Source organism: Nocardia noduli (assembly GCF_019038455.1).
Taxonomy (GTDB): domain Bacteria; phylum Actinomycetota; class Actinomycetes; order Mycobacteriales; family Mycobacteriaceae; genus Nocardia; species Nocardia noduli.
Genome location: NZ_JAFMPL010000081.1, coordinates 20,617 through 37,195 on the forward strand (window position 1 = coordinate 20,617; position 16,579 = coordinate 37,195).

Genomic DNA, 16,579 nt, shown 5'->3' on the forward strand with positions numbered 1-16,579 from the left:
CTCGGCGGGTTGCGCGAAATCCCGTGGGTCGGCCTGATGAAAAGGAACCCACACACAATGACTACCGCAGTTGACGTCGACCCGCGGCATTCCGACCTGGACGACCAGCGCACCGTGCACGTGAGCCCGTTACGCTCACCGGCCGAGGTGCGCCGGGTCCATCCGATCACCGACGCGCTCGCCGACACCGTACGCGCGGGCCGCAAGGCCACCGTCGACGTACTCAACGGTGACGACGACCGCCTGATGGTGATCGTCGGCCCGTGCTCGGTGCACGATCCCGCCGCCGCCATGGACTACGCTCGGCGCCTGGCCGCCAAGGCCGCCGAACTGGACGACCGGCTGCACGTGGTGATGCGGGTCTACTTCGAGAAGCCGCGCACGACCCTGGGTTGGAAGGGTCTGATCAACGATCCCCACCTGAACGGGTCCTTCGACGTCAACACCGGACTCGGTTTCGGTCGCAAACTGCTGGTCGACATCACCGCGCTCGGACTGCCGGTCGCGTGCGAGTTCCTCGACCCGATCACCCCGCAGTACATCGCGGACATGGTGTCCTACGGCGCGATCGGCGCGCGCACAGCGGCCAGCCAGGTGCACCGTCAGCTGAGCAGCGCGCTGTCCATGCCGGTCGGCATCAAGAACGGCACCGATGGCGATGTGCAGGTCGCGGTGGACGGCGTGCGCGCCGCGGCCGCCAGCCACGTCTTCCCCGGCACCGATCTCGACGGCCGCGCGGCGCTCATCCAGACCAGCGGTAACGAGGACTGCCACGTCATCCTGCGCGGCGGCAGCTCCGGACCGAATTACGACGCCGCCTCGGTGGCCGAGGCCTGCATCCGCCTGGAGAAGGCCTCGCTGCCGCAGCGGATCGTGGTCGACGCCAGCCACGGCAACAGCAACAAGGACCACAACAAGCAGGTCGACGTGGTCACCGATATCGCCGAGCGGATCGAGGGCGGCGAGCGTGGCGTGGTCGGGATGATGTTGGAGAGCTTCCTCGTCGCCGGTCGCCAAGACCTGAAACTCGGGCACGCGGACGAGCTGATCTACGGTCAGTCGATCACCGACGCCTGCCTTGACTGGGACACCACGGCCCGCCAGCTCGACCGGCTCGCCGACGCCGTCGCGCGGCGGCGCGAGAGCTGATCCGCGCGGACGTCTCCGTGGGCCCGGCGCGGGCCCACGGACGTCGGTTCGCCGCGTACCGGGCGAACTCGTCCGGTCCGTGATATATGGCCGCGGTCGGGGGTCGATCACGCGGACCGTACAATCAACTCGATGGTTGCCGCTCTTCTCGCCGAACTGTTCGAATCGCATCGGGCACACTTGCTTTCCGTCGCCTATCGGTTGACGGGCAGCGTCGGCGACGCCGAAGACGCGGTGCAGGAGAGTTTCCTGCGCCTGGGCGGCGTGCATCAGTCCGAGATCGACGATCTGGGAATCTGGTTGACGGCCGCCGTGAGCCGCATCTGCGTCGACCATCTGCGCAGCGCCGCCACGCGCCGGGAAACTTATGTGGGTCAATGGCTGCCGGAACCGGTGGTGACCGGTGTGCGGCCGTCGACCGCGCCGGATCCGCTGGCTGCGGCGGTACGCCGTCCCGAGTGCCGTCTCGCGAGGATGGTCGCCCTCGATACCCTGACCTCCCATCAGCGGGTGGCGTTCGTGCTGCACGACGAGCTGTCGGTCCCGCTCGACGAGGTAGCCGAGATACTCGACATCTCCGTGGACGCCGCGGAGCAGGCGGCGCACCGAGCGCGCACGGTGATCGGCGGGATCGCGCTCCCGGTGCCGGATTCCGAACACGACGCGGCGGTGCGCGCCCTGCTCGCGGCCCTGGCGACGGGTGAGGTCACCACCGTGGCCGCGGCGCTGCACCGGGAATCGGTTCTGATCGGTGATGCCAACGGCACCACGTCGACCGCCGCGAATATCGTTGCCGGTGCGGACGATATCGCCCGGATCATGCTCGCCCTGGTGCGCGCCTACGGCATCGGTGATTCGCCCGACGCGGCCACGCGCTACGAATTCGCCACGGTGAACGGGCAATTGGGTCTCGTGATGAATCTGGATTCGTCCTCCGACGAACAGAACTGGCATCCCGCCCGGGTCATCGGTTTCACGGTGCGTGACGGATTGATCTGTGGCGCATACGATCACGCGAATCCGGCCAAGCTGACCGGCGTGCGACTCTGACCCGGAGCCGGGCAGCGACGTCGTCGGCGCTGCCCGGCGTATCGGTGTCGTTACGGGATGGTTGACCCGGTGAACCAGTCACCGGTCGATGAACCGGCGCCACCACTTCCGCTGGTGGAGCCGGTGAACCAATCGCCGGTGGACGAGCCGGTGAACCAGCCGCCCGCGATCAGATCATGGGCGATGTGACGAAGGAAACCGAGTACCGATCCGGCGACCTCCGACGCGGCCGGTTGCAGTACCAGGTCCAGATACGAGGCCATAAGCGCCCCTTTCGAGATTCCGCCGAGATTCCGACGGAGTATGTGAGGTAGAACACGGCGAGGCTAGCTGTCTTATAGGAAACCCACAACCACGCAGCTGAATGCTGCAAAATAAATGTGAAACATAGCCGTTCGCTATCTAATGGCAACGTTAACGAACGGTGAGCTAGTCTCCCGGTATGTCTTCGGAACCCGCCACCGTCGCCCGTTTGCGCCCTTTCGCCTCGACGATTTTCGCCGAGATGACAGAACTCGCCGTCCGGCACGCAGCGGTGAATCTGGGGCAGGGCTTTCCGGATTCCGACGGCCCGGCGGGCATGCTCGAAGTAGCCAGGCAGGCGATCGCCGACGGGCTGAACCAGTACCCGCCCGGTCGCGGAATGCCGGTGTTGCGCAACGCGATCGCCGAGGATCGGGCCCGCCGCTACGGCACCCGATACGATCCGGAATCCGAGGTGCTTGTCACCGTCGGCGCGACCGAGGCGATCAGCGCGGCGCTGTTGGGTCTGGTCGAGCCGGGCCGCGAGGTGGTGCTGATCGAACCGTATTACGACTCCTACGCCGCGGCCGTCGCGCTGGCGGGCGCGACGAGGCGCACCGCCCGACTGGTCGCCGACGGCGACGGATTCGTCCTCGACCTGGACAGCCTGCGCGCGGCGATCACCCCGGCCACCAGGATGATCGTGGTCAACTCGCCGCACAATCCCACCGGAACGGTGCTCGGCCGCGCGGATCTGCTCGCCATCGCCGAACTCGCCTGCGAGCACGATCTGCTCGTACTCACCGACGAGGTGTACGAACACCTGGTCTTCGACGGTATCGAGCACATCAGCCTGGCGACCCTGCCCGGGATGGCCGAGCGCACCATCGTCGTGTCCAGTGCGGCGAAGACTTTCAGCGTCACCGGATGGAAGACCGGCTGGGCCTGCGGGCCCGCGAATCTGATCGACGGCGTCCTCGCGGCCAAGCAGTTCATGACCTTCGTCGCGGGTGGCCCGTTCCAGCCCGCGGTCGCCCACGCGTTGACACACGAACTCGACTGGGTCGCGCGTCTGCGAAATACGCTGTCGGACAATCGGCTGCGGCTGTCCGCCGCGCTCGCCGATACCGGATTCGGTGTGAAGTCCAGTGCGGGAGGCTATTTCGTGTGCGCCGATATCGGCCCGATGGGCGGCGCCGACGGTCTCGAATTCTGCCGGGCGCTGCCCGAACGCCTCGGCGTCGCGGCGGTGCCGGTCAGTGTGTTCGCCGACGACAAGCCCTCGTGGAGTCGGCTGGTCCGCTTCACCTACTGCAAACGCGCAGAAACCCTGGACGAGGGCGTCCGGCGTTTGCGCGCGGGTGTCTCGGTCGGCTGAGAAACATGACATGAGATGTCAGGTTTCGCTGCGACGATCATCGGTATGACGACGACGCGGTACTACACGGCCACCAGCCTCGACGGCTTCATAGCCGACCAGGACAACTCGCTGACCTGGCTGTTCGAAGTGGAGAACGGCGGCGAGACGGATGCCGATTTCGCTGACTTCTTCAGCCGGATCGGCGCCATGTGCATGGGCGCGACCACCTACGAATGGATCATGGCGAACGAGTCGGCCGAAACCTGGAAGAGCGCCTACGGCGAAACCCCCACCTGGGTCTTCACCCACCGCGACCTGCCCGCCGTGCCTGGCGCCGATCTCCGTTTCGTCTCCGGTGACGTGGAGCCGGTGCACCGGGAGATGGTCGCGGCGGCGGGGGAGAAGGATATCTGGGTCGCGGGCGGCGGCGGATTGGCGGGCGACTTCGCCGACGCCGGCCTGCTGAACGAGCTCATCGTCAGTGTGGCGCCGGTGACGTTGAGCACGGGCGCGCCGCTGCTGCCCCGTCGCATCCTCTCCGACCGGCTGAAGCTGACCGGGGTCGAGCAGATGGGCCAATTCGCCCAGCTCACCTACCGGTTGGGCTGACGGTCACACCCGACACCGGGCGGTGATTCGCCGCTCGGTGCCGGCCGGACGCGAGGCGCATTGTCCGACGGGCAGAACGGCGCGACCACGACCGCGGGTGTCGAGTTCCGGTTCGGGGATTCGCCCGTGCGCAGACGGGCATCGACCGCGCCCGGTTGGTCGCGACCAGCACCGCGCTCGCTGAGTCCCGGTTCGGCGGATTCGCCGGTGCTCAGACGGGCGTCGGCCGGGTCCGGTCGGTCGCGACCAGCACCGCGATCGCGCCGAGCATCGAGCCGGTCACCCAGCGCTGCGCGCGCAGCCACAGCGGCCGCCCGGTCAGAAAGGTGGAGATGCCGCCCGCGCCGAGCACGATCAGCGCGTTCACCGTGAGCGCGACCACGATCTGCACCGCGCCGAGACACAGACTCTGCAACCACACCTGCCCGCGTTCCGGCGCGACGAACTGCGGGATCAGCGCCATGTACATGATCGCGATCTTGGGGTTGAGCAGATTCGTCACCAGCCCCATCGTGAACAGCCGCCGGGTCGGGTCGGCGGGCAGCGTGCTCGGGCTGAACACCGAGACCCCGCCCGGGCGCACGGCCTGCCACGCCAGCCACAGCAGGTATGCGGCTCCGGCCAGTTTCAGCGCCAGATACAGCCCGGGCACCACCGCGAACACCGTGGTGATCCCCGCCGTCGCGGCGGCCAGGTAGACGCCGAACCCGGCCGCCACCCCGGTCAGCGAGACCAGTCCGGCCCCGCGTCCCTGCGATACCGTCCGCGACACCAGATACATCATGTTCGGCCCCGGTGTGAGCACCATGCCCAATGCCGCCGCCGCCACCCCGAACACCGCCGCAGTCCCGATCATGACTCGATCCTGCGGCACGTCGCCGCGCGCGTCTCGGTCCAGTGGGGGACCGGTGGACCGCTGTGATCCCGGTCCACACGGGGCAGTTCCGGAACAAAACGGGCAGGTGGGACGCTGTAGTACCGGAGCCGACGGACCTGTCCTGTCGTCGGCGCGAGCGTGAGCGGCTGCTCGGCCCCTGATTGTCGGTGGCTTCGGGGAGAATGGGCCCGATCGGCGTGATCGGGCGCGGCACCGGCTCACCCGCCGGGGACGGGCGTCCGACCGCCAGATGCGAGGAGAGACTGTGACCGACGGTCCGCTGATTGTGCAGAGCGACAAAACGCTGTTGCTGGAGATCGACCACGAGTCGTCGGCCCTGGCCCGCCAGGCCATCGCCCCGTTCGCCGAATTGGAGCGGGCGCCCGAACACGTGCACACCTATCGGGTGACGCCGCTGGCGCTGTGGAACGCGCGCGCGGCCGGACACGACGCCGAGCAGGTGGTCGACGCCCTGGTCACCTATTCGCGGTACGCGGTGCCCCAGCCCCTGCTCGTCGACATCGTCGACACCATGGCCCGTTACGGCCGGTTGCAGCTGGTCAAACATCCCGCGCACGGATTGATGCTGGTCAGTCTGGATCGCGCGGTTCTCGAGGAGGTGCTGCGGCACAAGAAGATCGCGCCCATGCTCGGCGCCCGCATCGACGCGGACACCGTGCAGGTGCATCCCTCCGAACGCGGCCGGATCAAGCAGATGCTGTTGAAGATCGGCTGGCCCGCCGAGGACCTGGCGGGCTACGTCGACGGCGAGGCCCATGCCATCGACCTCGATTACGAGGGTGGTCACTGGGAGCTGCGCGACTATCAGCAGATGGCGGCCGACTCGTTCTGGGCCGGTGGGTCCGGCGTGGTCGTGCTGCCCTGTGGCGCGGGTAAGACGATGGTCGGCGCCGCCGCGATGGCGCGGGCGAAGGCGACGACGTTGATCCTGGTCACCAATACCGTGGCCGGCCGCCAATGGCGGCGGGAACTGCTGGCGCGCACCTCGCTGACCGAGGACGAGATCGGCGAGTACTCCGGCGAGCGCAAGGAGATCCGCCCCGTCACCATCGCGACCTACCAGGTGATCACCCGCCGCACCAAGGGCGAGTACAAACACCTCGAACTGTTCGACAGCCGCGACTGGGGCCTGGTGATCTACGACGAGGTGCATCTGCTGCCGGCGCCGGTCTTCCGGATGACCGCCGACCTGCAATCACGGCGCAGGCTGGGACTCACCGCGACGTTGGTGCGCGAGGACGGCCGCGAGGGCGACGTCTTCTCGCTGATCGGCCCGAAGCGCTACGACGCGCCGTGGAAGGATATCGAGGCCCAGGGTTGGATCGCACCGGCCGATTGCGTCGAGGTAAGGGTGACGCTCACCGACGCCGAGCGGATGTCCTACGCGACCGCCGAGCCGGAGGAACGCTACAAACTGTGTTCGACGGCGCGCACGAAACTGCCCGTGGTCCGGTCCATCCTGGACAAGCATCCCGGCGCGCCGACGCTCGTCATCGGCGCGTATCTCGATCAGCTCGACGAACTGGGCGTCGCCCTGAACGCGCCGGTGATCCAGGGATCGACGAAAACCAAAGAGCGCGAAGAACTCTTCGACGCTTTCCGGCGCGGCGAAATCCAGGTCCTGGTGGTCAGCAAGGTGGCGAACTTCTCCATCGATCTGCCCGAAGCCTCTGTGGCGGTGCAGGTTTCGGGTACGTTCGGTTCGCGTCAGGAGGAGGCGCAGCGGCTCGGCAGATTGTTGCGGCCGAAACAAGACGGTGGTCAAGCCCACTTCTATTCGGTGGTCGCACGTGACACCCTTGACGCCGAGTATGCCGCGCATCGGCAGCGTTTCCTGGCGGAGCAGGGCTACGCCTATCGGATCACCGATGCCGACGACTTGCTCGGACCGGCCATCGGATAAGCGGAGGCGATTCCTCCGAAACGTGTGCTAGGAAGAGGACGTGCGACGCTTCGAATTCCCGGTGGACCGCAGCCACGCCCATGCGGTGAACGAAGTCTTCGCCGACCTGCGGCGGTTGCGCGTGATGGCGATCGCCGCGGCGCTGCTGGCTGCCGCCGTCACCGCGTACCTGATCTGGTTGGACCACCCGTGGTCCTACCTGCTCGCCGTGGCGTTCGCGCTCGGCGCGGTCGTGGCGCTGTGGGTCGCGCTGTGGGCGCCGCACCGGTCGAGTATCGACAAGCTCTACGCCGACGGCGAACTGGTGCCGGCCGTGGTGTCGGAAACCCATCCGTCCGGGGTGCTGCTGCTGGCCCTGGTCGACATCTCGAAACCGGAGACATCCGATCACCGCTACGCGCTGGTCACCAGGAAGGTGCGCGCGCTGCCCGGCCACGACCGGCGCGCGGGCGAGCGGGTGCCGTCGGTCGCGATCCGCACCGACCGCGCCCCGCGCCAGGTCGGCGAACGCTGGCAGACGGTGAGCGCCATGCCGATCGCGTGGGGGACAAGGGATGTGGCGGTCATCGACCGCGCACGGGCCGCCATCAGCGAGGCCGAGTGGCGGCTGCTCACCGACAATCTCGACCTGGCGGCCAAGGTGCGCGACACCTCGGCCAAACGTCTACTGCTCGATCCCCAACAACTGCCGGGGGACCTCGGCGCCTGAATCCGCCTGCGCGGGGCGGGTACTCGCGCAGGCGAAGCGGGAAAACGCCTTGCGGGCCCGCCTAGACTCGGGGGATGGTTCCAGCTTCCACCCTGCTGGCATTCGTCGCGGCAGCATTCGTCATCATCGTCGTGCCCGGTCCCGGTGTGCTCTTCACCATCGGCCGCGCGCTCACCCTCGGGCGCCGGGCCGCGCTGCTTTCGGTGCTCGGGCACGCGGTCGGGGTCTATCTCGCACTCGTCCTCGTGGCGCTCGGTCTCGGCACCCTGCTCATGGCGTCCTCGTTCGCGCTGACCGCCGTGAAATTCGCCGGTGCGCTGTATCTGATGTACCTCGGCGTCCAGGCCATCAGGGAACGTCGATCGCTGCACGACGCGCTCGGCGCGCGGATCGAACCCACCTCGGACAGCCGAGTGCTGCGCCAGAGCCTGATCGTCGGGGTGACCAACCCCAAGGCGATCGTGTTCTTCGCCGCCATCCTCCCGCATTTCGTCGAGACCTCGACCGGGCCGCTGCCGTGGCAGTTCCTCGTCCTCGGCACCGTCTTCATGGCGATCGCGCTGGTCTGCGACAGCATATGGGCGTTGCTCGCCTCGTCGGCGCGCGACTGGTTCGCCCGTTCGCCGCGTAGGTTGGAAGCGGTCGGCGCCACCGGCGGCGTGATCGTCATCGGGCTCGGCGCGTCGGTGGCGCTCAGCGGCAGCGCCGACTGAAACAGCTACCATCCAGCGGTGCCGAGTCAGGGGTGGTACTCGAGAGGAGTGGGTGGTCGAGTGAGGTTGTCCGGCCTCGGCGCCGCGGCGTTGGTCGCGGTGCTGATCGGCGCGCAACCCGCTCTCGCGCACGCCGATCCCTTCGTCGGGTCGCCCGGTCTGGGTGATCCCTACTATCCGGAGGACGGCAACGGCGGCTACGACGTCACCCATTACGAGGTGACCATCGACTACGACCCGCCATCGCACGAACTCGTCGGCCGAACCCGCGTCGACGCGACGGCCACCCAGCCGCTGCGCGCGTTCAACCTCGATTTCGATGGTCCCGAGGTCCGCGCGGTATCGGTGAACGATCTGCCCGCCACCTTCGACCGCAACGGCGAGCACGAACTGACCGTCACCCCGCTGATTCCGGTGCTGCCCGGCCTGCCCTTCACCGTGCGGGTCGACTACGCGGGCCAGGCCGCCGACCACGAGGGGGAGGGCTGGACCTACGCGCCGAGCGGCGGCGCGTTCGTCGCGGGCGAACCGCATTCGGCCACCACCTGGTACCCGCTCAACGACACACCGCTGGACAAGGCGACCTTCACCCTGCACGCCACGGTTCCCGCCGAATGGGAAGTGGTCTCCAACGGGGTTCGCACCAAGAACATCGTGCGCGGCGACAAGCGGACCGTCAGCTGGGAGTCGCGCAAGCCGGGGCTTGGCTATCTGACCACCGTCGCCATCGATCGCTTCGACTACCTGGAACAGCGTCGCGCCGACGGGACACCCCTGTTGAGCGCCTTCGCTCCGGAGGCGGAGGGCAACAGGGAGACCGAACAGCGGCTTCCCGAGATCCTGGATTTCGCCGAGGCGCTCTACGGTCCCTACCCGTTCGAGGCCGCGGGCGGTATCTACGTCGACGCCGAGATCGCCTTCTCGCTGGAAACCCAGACCAGGCCGATCTACGCGCCGTGGACCGATCTGAACACCGTCGTCCACGAGATCGCCCATCAGTGGTGGGGCGATTCGGTTTCGGTGCGCCGGTGGTCCGATATCTGCCTGAACGAATGTTTCGCCAGCTATACCGCCGACTATCTGTGGCCCGAACGCATGGAGGGCGAGGACGTCGACGCCCGATATCGGGCGACGATCGCCCGGCAGCTGGACGACCCGGAATTCTGGGATATCCCGTTGGCGGATCCGGGCGCGGGCCGGGAGTTCACCTCCGTGTACTACCGGGGGCCGCTGTTCCTGCACGCGTTGCGCAAACAACTCGGCGACGACGTGTTCTTCGGCGCGGTACGCGAATTCATCGCCACGCACGCCTACGGGAATGTCTCGATGCCGGATTTCCGCACGTTCGTGCAATCGAAATCGCCGGTCGATCTGACCGGATTTCTGCACGCCTGGCTCGACGAGACCACCCCGCCGACGCACGAGTACCTCTTCCCCGGCACGTTGCGCGTCTAATCACCGTCGACCTGTTCGCGGGCCCGCGCGACGCGTCGCTCGGCCCGGTCGACATGGCGTTCGGCGGTCCGAAGTCGTTCCCGCGCCTCACGTTCGGCCGTCCGGGCGAATTGCCGCTGCTGTTCGGCATGGGCGAGTTCGGCGCGCGCCCGCTCCAGGCGGTCCTGCGCGACGGTGAGTCGCTGCGCCGTCGACCCGGCCTCCTCGCGTGCGGAATCGGTTGCACCGCGTGCTGTTTCGAGTTCGGCGAGGGCCTGTTCCAGTTCCTCGCGCGCCGGGTCGGCGGCTTTCGCCGCGCGCTTCTTCGGCTTCTCGGCGGGCGACTTGTCCGGTACGGCCGCGAGCGCGGGGCCGAGCGGCCCGAAACCCTCGTAATCCGCCGCGGTCGCGAGTGTGCCCGCGCTGATCCGGCCCGCGACATCGTCGTCGGCGAGTGCCGCGGTGAGCGTCCGGCCGACGTCACGCAATACCGCCTCGCCCACCGGGCGGCCGTGCTCGGCCGCGAGTGCTCGCGCCCGCTCGGCCATGGCGTTGACGATCTGCTGGCGCTGCGCGCCGAGCGCGCGCAGCCGCTCGCCGGACAGTTCCCGTTGGGCCTTGCGCAGCGCGGCGCCGAGCCCGAGCAGGGCGTCCACTTCCTCGGGCGCCGACCGGGCGAGCACATTGACCGTCCACGCGCTGATCGTGGGTTTACGCAGGCGGCCGATGGCCTCGGCGAGATCCCCGTCGCCCGCCTTCTTCGCCGCCGCGACCAACTCGGTGCGGGCCGCGACGAAATCGGTGGGGTCCAGCCCGTACAGGTCGCGGGCGGCGTCCTCGATGGTCATACTGTCCGAGCGTAACGATGGGCCGACGCGGAGCGACACACTGCACAAGTTGGGCAAACGTCCACGTCGGTGGGCGATGATGGAAGGTATTGCGAGTGAATAATTCTGGTGGACTGTTCCTGCTGTTCAGTCTGGTGCCCAGGCTGCTCGGCTACTCCGCACTCGGCGCCTACGGTCTCACGCTCTTCTGAGACCGGGAGCGGATGCGGCCACCAGGATCGTACGGGTATCCTCACCGCGATCACGTGCTACGTGAACATTCCCGGTGAGAGAGGTTTCCACGTGAAATTCCCAGGTGTGAGGCTGGCGGCGCGCGTCGCGCCGGGCCTCCTCGCGGTGGCCGCACTCGCGGCGGCGGTAACCGGCTGTTCGGCCGTCGACAACGCCACGAAATCCGATGTGGCCAAGACCCAGGTCGGCGACTGCATCAACATCACGAACAATTCGCCGACGGCCACCGAGGGCGAGAAGATCGACTGCTCCTCGCCGAAGGCCGTCTACAAGGTCTTCCGGACCTTCGACGCCAAGACCGAGTGCCCGTCGAACGAATACACCAGCTACACCGAGGATTTGGTCAGCGGTGGTACGACCTTCATGTGCCTCGCCCCGAATTTCGCGCAGGACGCCTGCTACAACGATGTGAGCACCTCGCCCTACAAGTGGGCCGACTGCGCGTCTCCCGAAGCGACCTTCAAGGTCCTCCAGCGCATCGACGGGGAAACCGACGAATTGCTCTGCGACAACGCGGACCAATTCCTCACCGTGCCCGATCCGAAAACCCTGTTCTGCGTGGCCGCGCCGTAGGACGACCGAGCGGCCCGCTCATTCGAGCATGGCCACCGAGGCGATCCGGTGCAGGGTGAAGTGCCGGACCGTACCGGTCACCGGGTCCAGCGCGTCGAGCTGCCCGTTCCCCACTTTCAGTGGTTCGACCACGCGCTGGGTCGCGACGCCCTGGGCGTCGACGTATCCGATATTCACCGACCGCCGCACCCTGGCCGCCAATTGCAGTAATGCCAGGGTCGCGGCGGTACTCGTTCTGGTGCCGTCCGTGCGCACCGCCTGCCCGGACCGCGCGCCCGCCGCGCGATCGCCCGCGCGCAATTCGGCGACGAGCAATTCCAGCTGTTCGGTACTCGGCGCGGACGGCCGATAGGGTCTGCGCGCCTGCGGGCGCACCGAGACCCGGGTGCCGCGCGGGCGCAGATCCACGATGACACCGGCCGAATCCTCGCCCGCGGGCGCGAAACCCGCCGCGCGCAACTGTTCGAGCACCTCGCCGAGCGGGGCCTGGGCGATGGCGACCGTCGGCGCGATGGCCCGCAATGCCAGCTCGACCGCCACGGGGGCGGCGAGCACCTGCGCGAGGAGCGCGGGATCGTCGCTGCGCACGAAGGACTGCGCCATCCCGACCCGGAGGCGGCCGTGCCTGCGCGCCACATCGTCGATCAGATAGGTCAACGACTGCGGTACCGGCGTGCGCGAATACGTGCCGAACAGCGCGTGCATTTCGGCGGCGGTCATGCCCGCGTCGAGCGCGCGCCGCACCGAGGTCTCGCCGATCCGGTAGACCGTCGCCGCGCCCGCGGATTCGACATCGGCCACCAGCGCGATCCGCGCTCCGAGTTCGGGAACGAGCGGGCCCGGGGCGATCACCGTCAGATCCGCTTGGACGAGAACGTGATCCACCGGCTCCGGCAGTGCCGAGGCCATGGCGGTCTCGGCGTCGGCGGCGTTGGTCGCCGCGCCGTGCAGCAGCGACCGCGCGGGCGAGGCCAGCGCTCCGCGTCCGACGAATCCCAGTTCCGCGGCCTCGCGCAAGGTGTGCCCGACCGCCTCGTGGCGGAAATGCCTGCGTCTGCGCGGCGCTCGCCAGGCGAGCACCCTGCCGATATCGGTCGGTTCGAGCGAGGTGCCGGACGGATATTCGGCGAGCAGACCCACGATGTCGCGACGATCGCGCGGCGCGTGCGGATTGCGCAATTCGATCGACAGCGCGGCGAGCGGTTTGTCGTTGGCGTCGCGCATGCCGATCATCCACGGCATCCGGTCCATCGCCAGCCAGGCCAGCGCCAGCGTCACCCAGCGGCGCGCCGGGGTGGCCTCCAGCCAGCTGTCTGCGGCCGGGGTCGGCGCCCAGAAATCGTCGGTGGTGTCGATATCGGGCGTCGGCTCGGGCAGACCCTTCTCGATCAGATCGGCGGCGGCGAGCAGTTCGACCAGCAGACCCGCGCGGTTCTCCTCCACGCCGACCTGTTTGGCGATGCGCCGCAACTCCCGCACGCCGAGCCCGCCCGCCCGCAGCGCGGGAGCGGGGAGTTGACCCAGCGATTCGATGATGCCCGCGCAATGGCGCAGCAACTCGCCCACCTCACCCGCCGCGACGGCGTTCACCTCCGCGGGGGTGTATTTGCCCGGTTCGGGTTTGGGCGGCACCAGATTGTGCGGGTGGGTCACCGGCTCGCGGCGCAGCACCTGGCCGACGGTGACGGGCAGTTCCACCGTCTCGTCATCGATCCAGTGCAGCAGCCTGTGCGTCAGCAGTTGCTGGATGGGGCGGTCCGCGGGCGTGCCGGGTGCGGCGTCCCTGGTTCGTCCGCGCGGGCCTGTCGTCGCCAGTTTGTCCAGCAGTGCTCGTTCCGGCGGGGCGAGTTCGGCCAGTGCCGCGACGATCTCCGGTTCGGTCAGGGCGTCGGGGAGTTCGGTGGTGCTGCCGAGCGGCCACGGCACCGCCTCCGCCGCGGCGGGCACGAGGTGCAGATCGTCGCCGTCGAGCCAGACCAGGGCGCGTGCGGTCAGCCGTTCCAGGGCCGCGTCCAGCGCCGTTTTGGTCACCCGGCCCGAGAGCGCGGCCCGCAGGGCCTTGCGGGTCAGCGGTGTGGCGTCGCCGACGGGACGGGTCGTGCCGTGGACGGTGAGCATTTCCACCACGGCGAATTCGAGTGTGTCGAGATCCTCGCTCGCCCGCAGCACCGAGGCGCGCTGTTCGGCGCGTGCCCCGAGCACCGTCATCGACGAGGGAAGCGGCACAGCCAGATCGGGACGCAATTGCAGCAGGGCGACCAGTTGAGCGTCGGTACGCGCGCTCAACCACCCGGCCAGCGAGTCGGTAGCGGGCCGCGCGGGCTTACGCCGCGCTGCCGTCACTTCCTCGCGCCCGGTGTCACTGTCCTGCGGCGCGATGCCCTGCGTAGTACCGGGCGTGCCCGACGAGTTACCCATGTGCTCCCGAGATCGGTCGTCGTATCACCATTCGATTTCGAGACTAATGGAACCGGTCCGTCGATCGGGGTGCCGGGACGAAGTCGCTCGGGTCGACGCGCATGTCAGAATGGTGCCGTGGTGAACAAATCGAAGAAACCGTATGTCGACAACGGGTGGCCTCAACTGCCCGACGGTGATCACGCCGTCACCGAACTCTCGTCGACTCGCTCCGGGAATCTCTCGCCCTACGGCGAGGACACCGAATTTCCACTTCCGGCCGATCAGCTGCCCTACGTGCATCCGCACACGGTGATCAACCGCTGATCTCCGGGCCGGAAGGTTCCGCAGATACGAATAAGGCCCCCGCATCCTCGAGGATGCGGGGGCCTTATTCGTAGGCGGGTTACTGGGGGAGGAAGCTCTTGTTGGCCTGGAAGAAGTCGACGACGTGCGGGTCCAGCTGGGTGCCCTTGCTGGCCTGGAGGAAGTCGAGGGCCTGCTGCGGGATGACCACGCCCTGCTGCTGCACAACGGCGATCGCGCGATCGACAGCCTGGAAGACTTCCTGGTTGGTGTCGGCGGCCTGGACCTGCGGCGCGGACGGCGTCGGGTTCCAGCGCGGGGCTTCGGACGAGGGGGCCGAGCGCTGGGTGGGGCTGCTGCTCAGACCGAGGGAGGAGGAGCAGGAGGGCCAAGCGCCCCAGCCCTGTGAGGCCAGAACCTTCTCGGCGACGACGATCTGCTCTTCACGGCTCGCCTGGTTGGCGCTCGCCGCGTACTCCTGACCACCGTGGGAGCTCCAGGTGCTCGGCGAGAACTGCAGGCCGCCCTGGAAACCGTTACCGGTGTTGATGCCCCAGTTGCCGCCCGCTTCGCACTGCGCGAGGCGATCCCAGTCGGAGTCGGGAGCCGCGCTGGCGTTTCCAGCGAGGGCCACACCTGCGGTGCCGATGATGGCGCCGGTGACGGCGACCTTGGCCACGGTGCGACCGGTGGAACTCGGCTTGCGATGGCGTCCACTCATATCGGGTGTCTTCCTCTCGTCCGCACCTGCGAGAGCCTCGCTCGGGTTCGGACTGAGAGGTCGTCCGTCCCGCCCCCACCCCTGATTTCCGTCGGGGTCCGGTACCCGCGGGGTGAGGTTCGATGCGGCGGGCCGGTGGTGCCGGGGCTTGCCCGGCTGAGATAGACGGTACGACGATCGCCGCGAAAAATCACTATTTGGTAACCGGCGTGTACGAACAGGTCTCGACACGGTATCGATGCGTGACAGAACGCTTCCGCGCAGCTAGGAGGGGTCCGAATCCCACCGTTGAGCTCCCCACCGGGTCCGTGACACGACCGTTATGTGACGAGGATCACATAATCGATTCGGCGGGTGGCGGCTCGGGTACCCACGCCCTGCCGTCACGGGTCACCGGGAACGGCGACCGGACCACAGCGCGAAGAACACGCCGAGAATGAAACCGATCGGCGTCAGCATCGCGGTGAGATACAGCCACAGCGCCGGATCGGAATCACTCAGGATCGGCGTCAGGAAAATCGCCACGATCGCGAGCAGCCCGATCCCGAACAACCCGAGCGGCACATACAGGAACCGGGCGCCGGAGCGGCGCGGCCGAGGAGGCTGGGGAGGCGGTGTCGGCGCGGAAGGGTTCGTCACCCCACGACCGTAAAACTGATGTGCTTCGGCAATAGTCACCGGGGTAGACTCGAATCAATCGCGTCCTACACGTTTGTGGGGCGCTTTCTTTACGCAAGCTGACAGGACTTTCGCGGCGACAACGCCCGCGAACAGTTCCGCGCAGACGGATGTGCTCGGGCCCACGCGGCCCGGGTTTCGATGACGAACGGGTGAGCACAGTGCCGACCGGCAGGGTTAAGTGGTACGACGTCGAAAAGGGCTTCGGCTTCCTTTCCCAAGACGAGGGGGAGGACGTCTACGTCCGTTCGTCCGCGCTGCCCGAAGGCCTCGAAGGTCTCAAACCGGGACAGCGCGTCGAATTCGGTATGGCCGCAGGCCGTCGCGGTCCCCAGGCACTCAGCCTGAAACTGCTCGAAGCGCCGCCCTCGGTGCGCGCCGGGCAGGAACGCGACCGCGGCGTCCGCAAGGAATCCACCCAGCCGCGCAAGAGCCCCGACGAACTGCACGGCTTGGTCGAAGACATGATCACGCTGCTGGAAACCAAGGTCCAGCCGGACCTGCGCCGCGGCAAATACCCGGATCGCAAGATGACCCAACGCATCTCGGAAGTAGTCCGCGCGGTCGCCCGCGAACTGGACAGTTGATTTGGCGGCTGTGATTTTGGCGGCCGGGGCCGCGGGTTCGCGGCCCTTCTTGTCTCGCGTCCGAGCGGTCGATACTCGCGACTGCGTCGCATTGTCTCGACCGCTCGGACGCGAGACGGCCGCGAACGGGCGCTCGTAAGGCTCGCGCCGTGTGGGGGTGGGTTGGGTGT

At 67.9% G+C, this 16,579-nt stretch carries 17 protein-coding genes; 11 read left to right on the forward strand and 6 right to left on the reverse strand.

The window, feature by feature from the left end; translation table 11 throughout:
• Positions 1–57 precede the first annotated feature (57 nt).
• Complete coding sequence (locus JZ792_RS30345) at positions 58–1,149, forward strand: 3-deoxy-7-phosphoheptulonate synthase (protein ID WP_216915897.1); 1,092 nt, start codon at positions 58–60, stop codon at positions 1,147–1,149.
• Positions 1,150–1,281: 132 nt separating this feature from the next.
• On the forward strand, positions 1,282–2,199 hold the full coding sequence (sigJ, locus tag JZ792_RS30350; RefSeq protein ID WP_216915899.1) for an RNA polymerase sigma factor SigJ: 918 nt from the start codon (positions 1,282–1,284) through the stop codon (positions 2,197–2,199).
• 50 nt (positions 2,200–2,249) lie between these two features.
• Here sigJ and JZ792_RS30355 read toward each other — a convergent pair whose 3' ends face one another.
• On the reverse strand, positions 2,250–2,462 hold the full coding sequence (locus JZ792_RS30355) for a hypothetical protein (RefSeq protein ID WP_109525265.1): 213 nt from the start codon (positions 2,460–2,462) through the stop codon (positions 2,250–2,252).
• Between the two features lie 179 nt (positions 2,463–2,641).
• Between JZ792_RS30355 and JZ792_RS30360 the strand changes: the two genes are divergently transcribed.
• Together JZ792_RS30360 and JZ792_RS30365 are read left to right on the forward strand one after the other, a co-directional pair.
• Positions 2,642–3,820: a pyridoxal phosphate-dependent aminotransferase gene (locus JZ792_RS30360; RefSeq protein WP_216915901.1), complete on the forward strand. Its 1,179-nt coding sequence runs from the start codon at positions 2,642–2,644 to the stop codon at positions 3,818–3,820.
• A gap of 45 nt (positions 3,821–3,865) precedes the next feature.
• On the forward strand, positions 3,866–4,411 hold the full coding sequence (locus JZ792_RS30365; protein ID WP_216915903.1) for a dihydrofolate reductase family protein: 546 nt from the start codon (positions 3,866–3,868) through the stop codon (positions 4,409–4,411).
• Positions 4,412–4,622: 211 nt separating this feature from the next.
• Here JZ792_RS30365 and JZ792_RS30370 read toward each other — a convergent pair whose 3' ends face one another.
• Complete coding sequence (locus JZ792_RS30370) at positions 4,623–5,267, reverse strand: LysE family translocator (protein WP_216915905.1); 645 nt, start codon at positions 5,265–5,267, stop codon at positions 4,623–4,625.
• A 286-nt stretch (positions 5,268–5,553) separates the two neighbouring features.
• Here JZ792_RS30370 and JZ792_RS30375 point away from each other — a divergent pair, with 286 nt between their 5' ends.
• The 4 genes from JZ792_RS30375 (at position 5,554) to JZ792_RS30390 (ending at position 10,089) form a co-directional block, all read left to right on the forward strand.
• On the forward strand, positions 5,554–7,212 hold the full coding sequence (locus tag JZ792_RS30375) for a DNA repair helicase XPB (protein ID WP_216915907.1): 1,659 nt from the start codon (positions 5,554–5,556) through the stop codon (positions 7,210–7,212).
• A 40-nt stretch (positions 7,213–7,252) separates the two neighbouring features.
• Positions 7,253–7,921: a DUF3239 domain-containing protein gene (locus JZ792_RS30380; protein WP_216915909.1), complete on the forward strand. Its 669-nt coding sequence runs from the start codon at positions 7,253–7,255 to the stop codon at positions 7,919–7,921.
• A 74-nt stretch (positions 7,922–7,995) separates the two neighbouring features.
• Positions 7,996–8,634, forward strand: coding sequence for a LysE family translocator (locus tag JZ792_RS30385; RefSeq protein ID WP_216915911.1), 639 nt, complete (start codon positions 7,996–7,998; stop codon positions 8,632–8,634).
• A 60-nt stretch (positions 8,635–8,694) separates the two neighbouring features.
• A complete protein-coding gene (locus tag JZ792_RS30390; RefSeq protein WP_216915914.1) occupies positions 8,695–10,089 on the forward strand; it encodes a M1 family metallopeptidase in 1,395 nt (464 codons plus the stop codon).
• Here the strand turns inward: JZ792_RS30390 and JZ792_RS30395 are convergent.
• On the reverse strand, positions 10,086–10,916 hold the full coding sequence (locus JZ792_RS30395) for a hypothetical protein (protein ID WP_216915916.1): 831 nt from the start codon (positions 10,914–10,916) through the stop codon (positions 10,086–10,088). The two genes, JZ792_RS30390 and JZ792_RS30395, sit on opposite strands and share 4 nt — an antisense overlap.
• Positions 10,917–11,198: 282 nt before the next feature.
• Between JZ792_RS30395 and JZ792_RS30400 the strand changes: the two genes are divergently transcribed.
• On the forward strand, positions 11,199–11,720 hold the full coding sequence (locus tag JZ792_RS30400; RefSeq protein ID WP_308165516.1) for an LppU/SCO3897 family protein: 522 nt from the start codon (positions 11,199–11,201) through the stop codon (positions 11,718–11,720).
• An 18-nt stretch (positions 11,721–11,738) separates the two neighbouring features.
• On the opposite strand, the gene JZ792_RS30405 is transcribed toward JZ792_RS30400, so the two are convergent.
• Positions 11,739–14,138 (reverse strand): helicase-associated domain-containing protein, encoded by a 2,400-nt coding sequence (locus tag JZ792_RS30405; protein WP_216915920.1) that lies wholly within the window; start codon positions 14,136–14,138, stop codon positions 11,739–11,741.
• A 117-nt stretch (positions 14,139–14,255) separates the two neighbouring features.
• Here JZ792_RS30405 and JZ792_RS30410 point away from each other — a divergent pair, with 117 nt between their 5' ends.
• The gene (locus JZ792_RS30410) at positions 14,256–14,444 is read left to right on the forward strand and encodes a hypothetical protein (RefSeq protein ID WP_109525275.1); all 189 of its coding nucleotides are present in this window, start codon (positions 14,256–14,258) and stop codon (positions 14,442–14,444) included.
• A 79-nt stretch (positions 14,445–14,523) separates the two neighbouring features.
• Here JZ792_RS30410 and JZ792_RS30415 read toward each other — a convergent pair whose 3' ends face one another.
• Both JZ792_RS30415 and JZ792_RS30420 read right to left on the reverse strand, forming a co-directional pair.
• Positions 14,524–15,144, reverse strand: coding sequence for a transglycosylase family protein (locus tag JZ792_RS30415; protein ID WP_216915921.1), 621 nt, complete (start codon positions 15,142–15,144; stop codon positions 14,524–14,526).
• 390 nt (positions 15,145–15,534) lie between these two features.
• A complete protein-coding gene (locus tag JZ792_RS30420) occupies positions 15,535–15,783 on the reverse strand; it encodes a hypothetical protein (RefSeq protein ID WP_216915923.1) in 249 nt (82 codons plus the stop codon).
• Positions 15,784–15,983: 200 nt separating this feature from the next.
• On the opposite strand from JZ792_RS30420, the gene JZ792_RS30425 reads away from it, so the two are divergent.
• Positions 15,984–16,409 (forward strand): cold-shock protein, encoded by a 426-nt coding sequence (locus JZ792_RS30425; RefSeq protein WP_216915927.1) that lies wholly within the window; start codon positions 15,984–15,986, stop codon positions 16,407–16,409.
• The last annotated feature ends 170 nt before the right edge of the window (positions 16,410–16,579 follow it).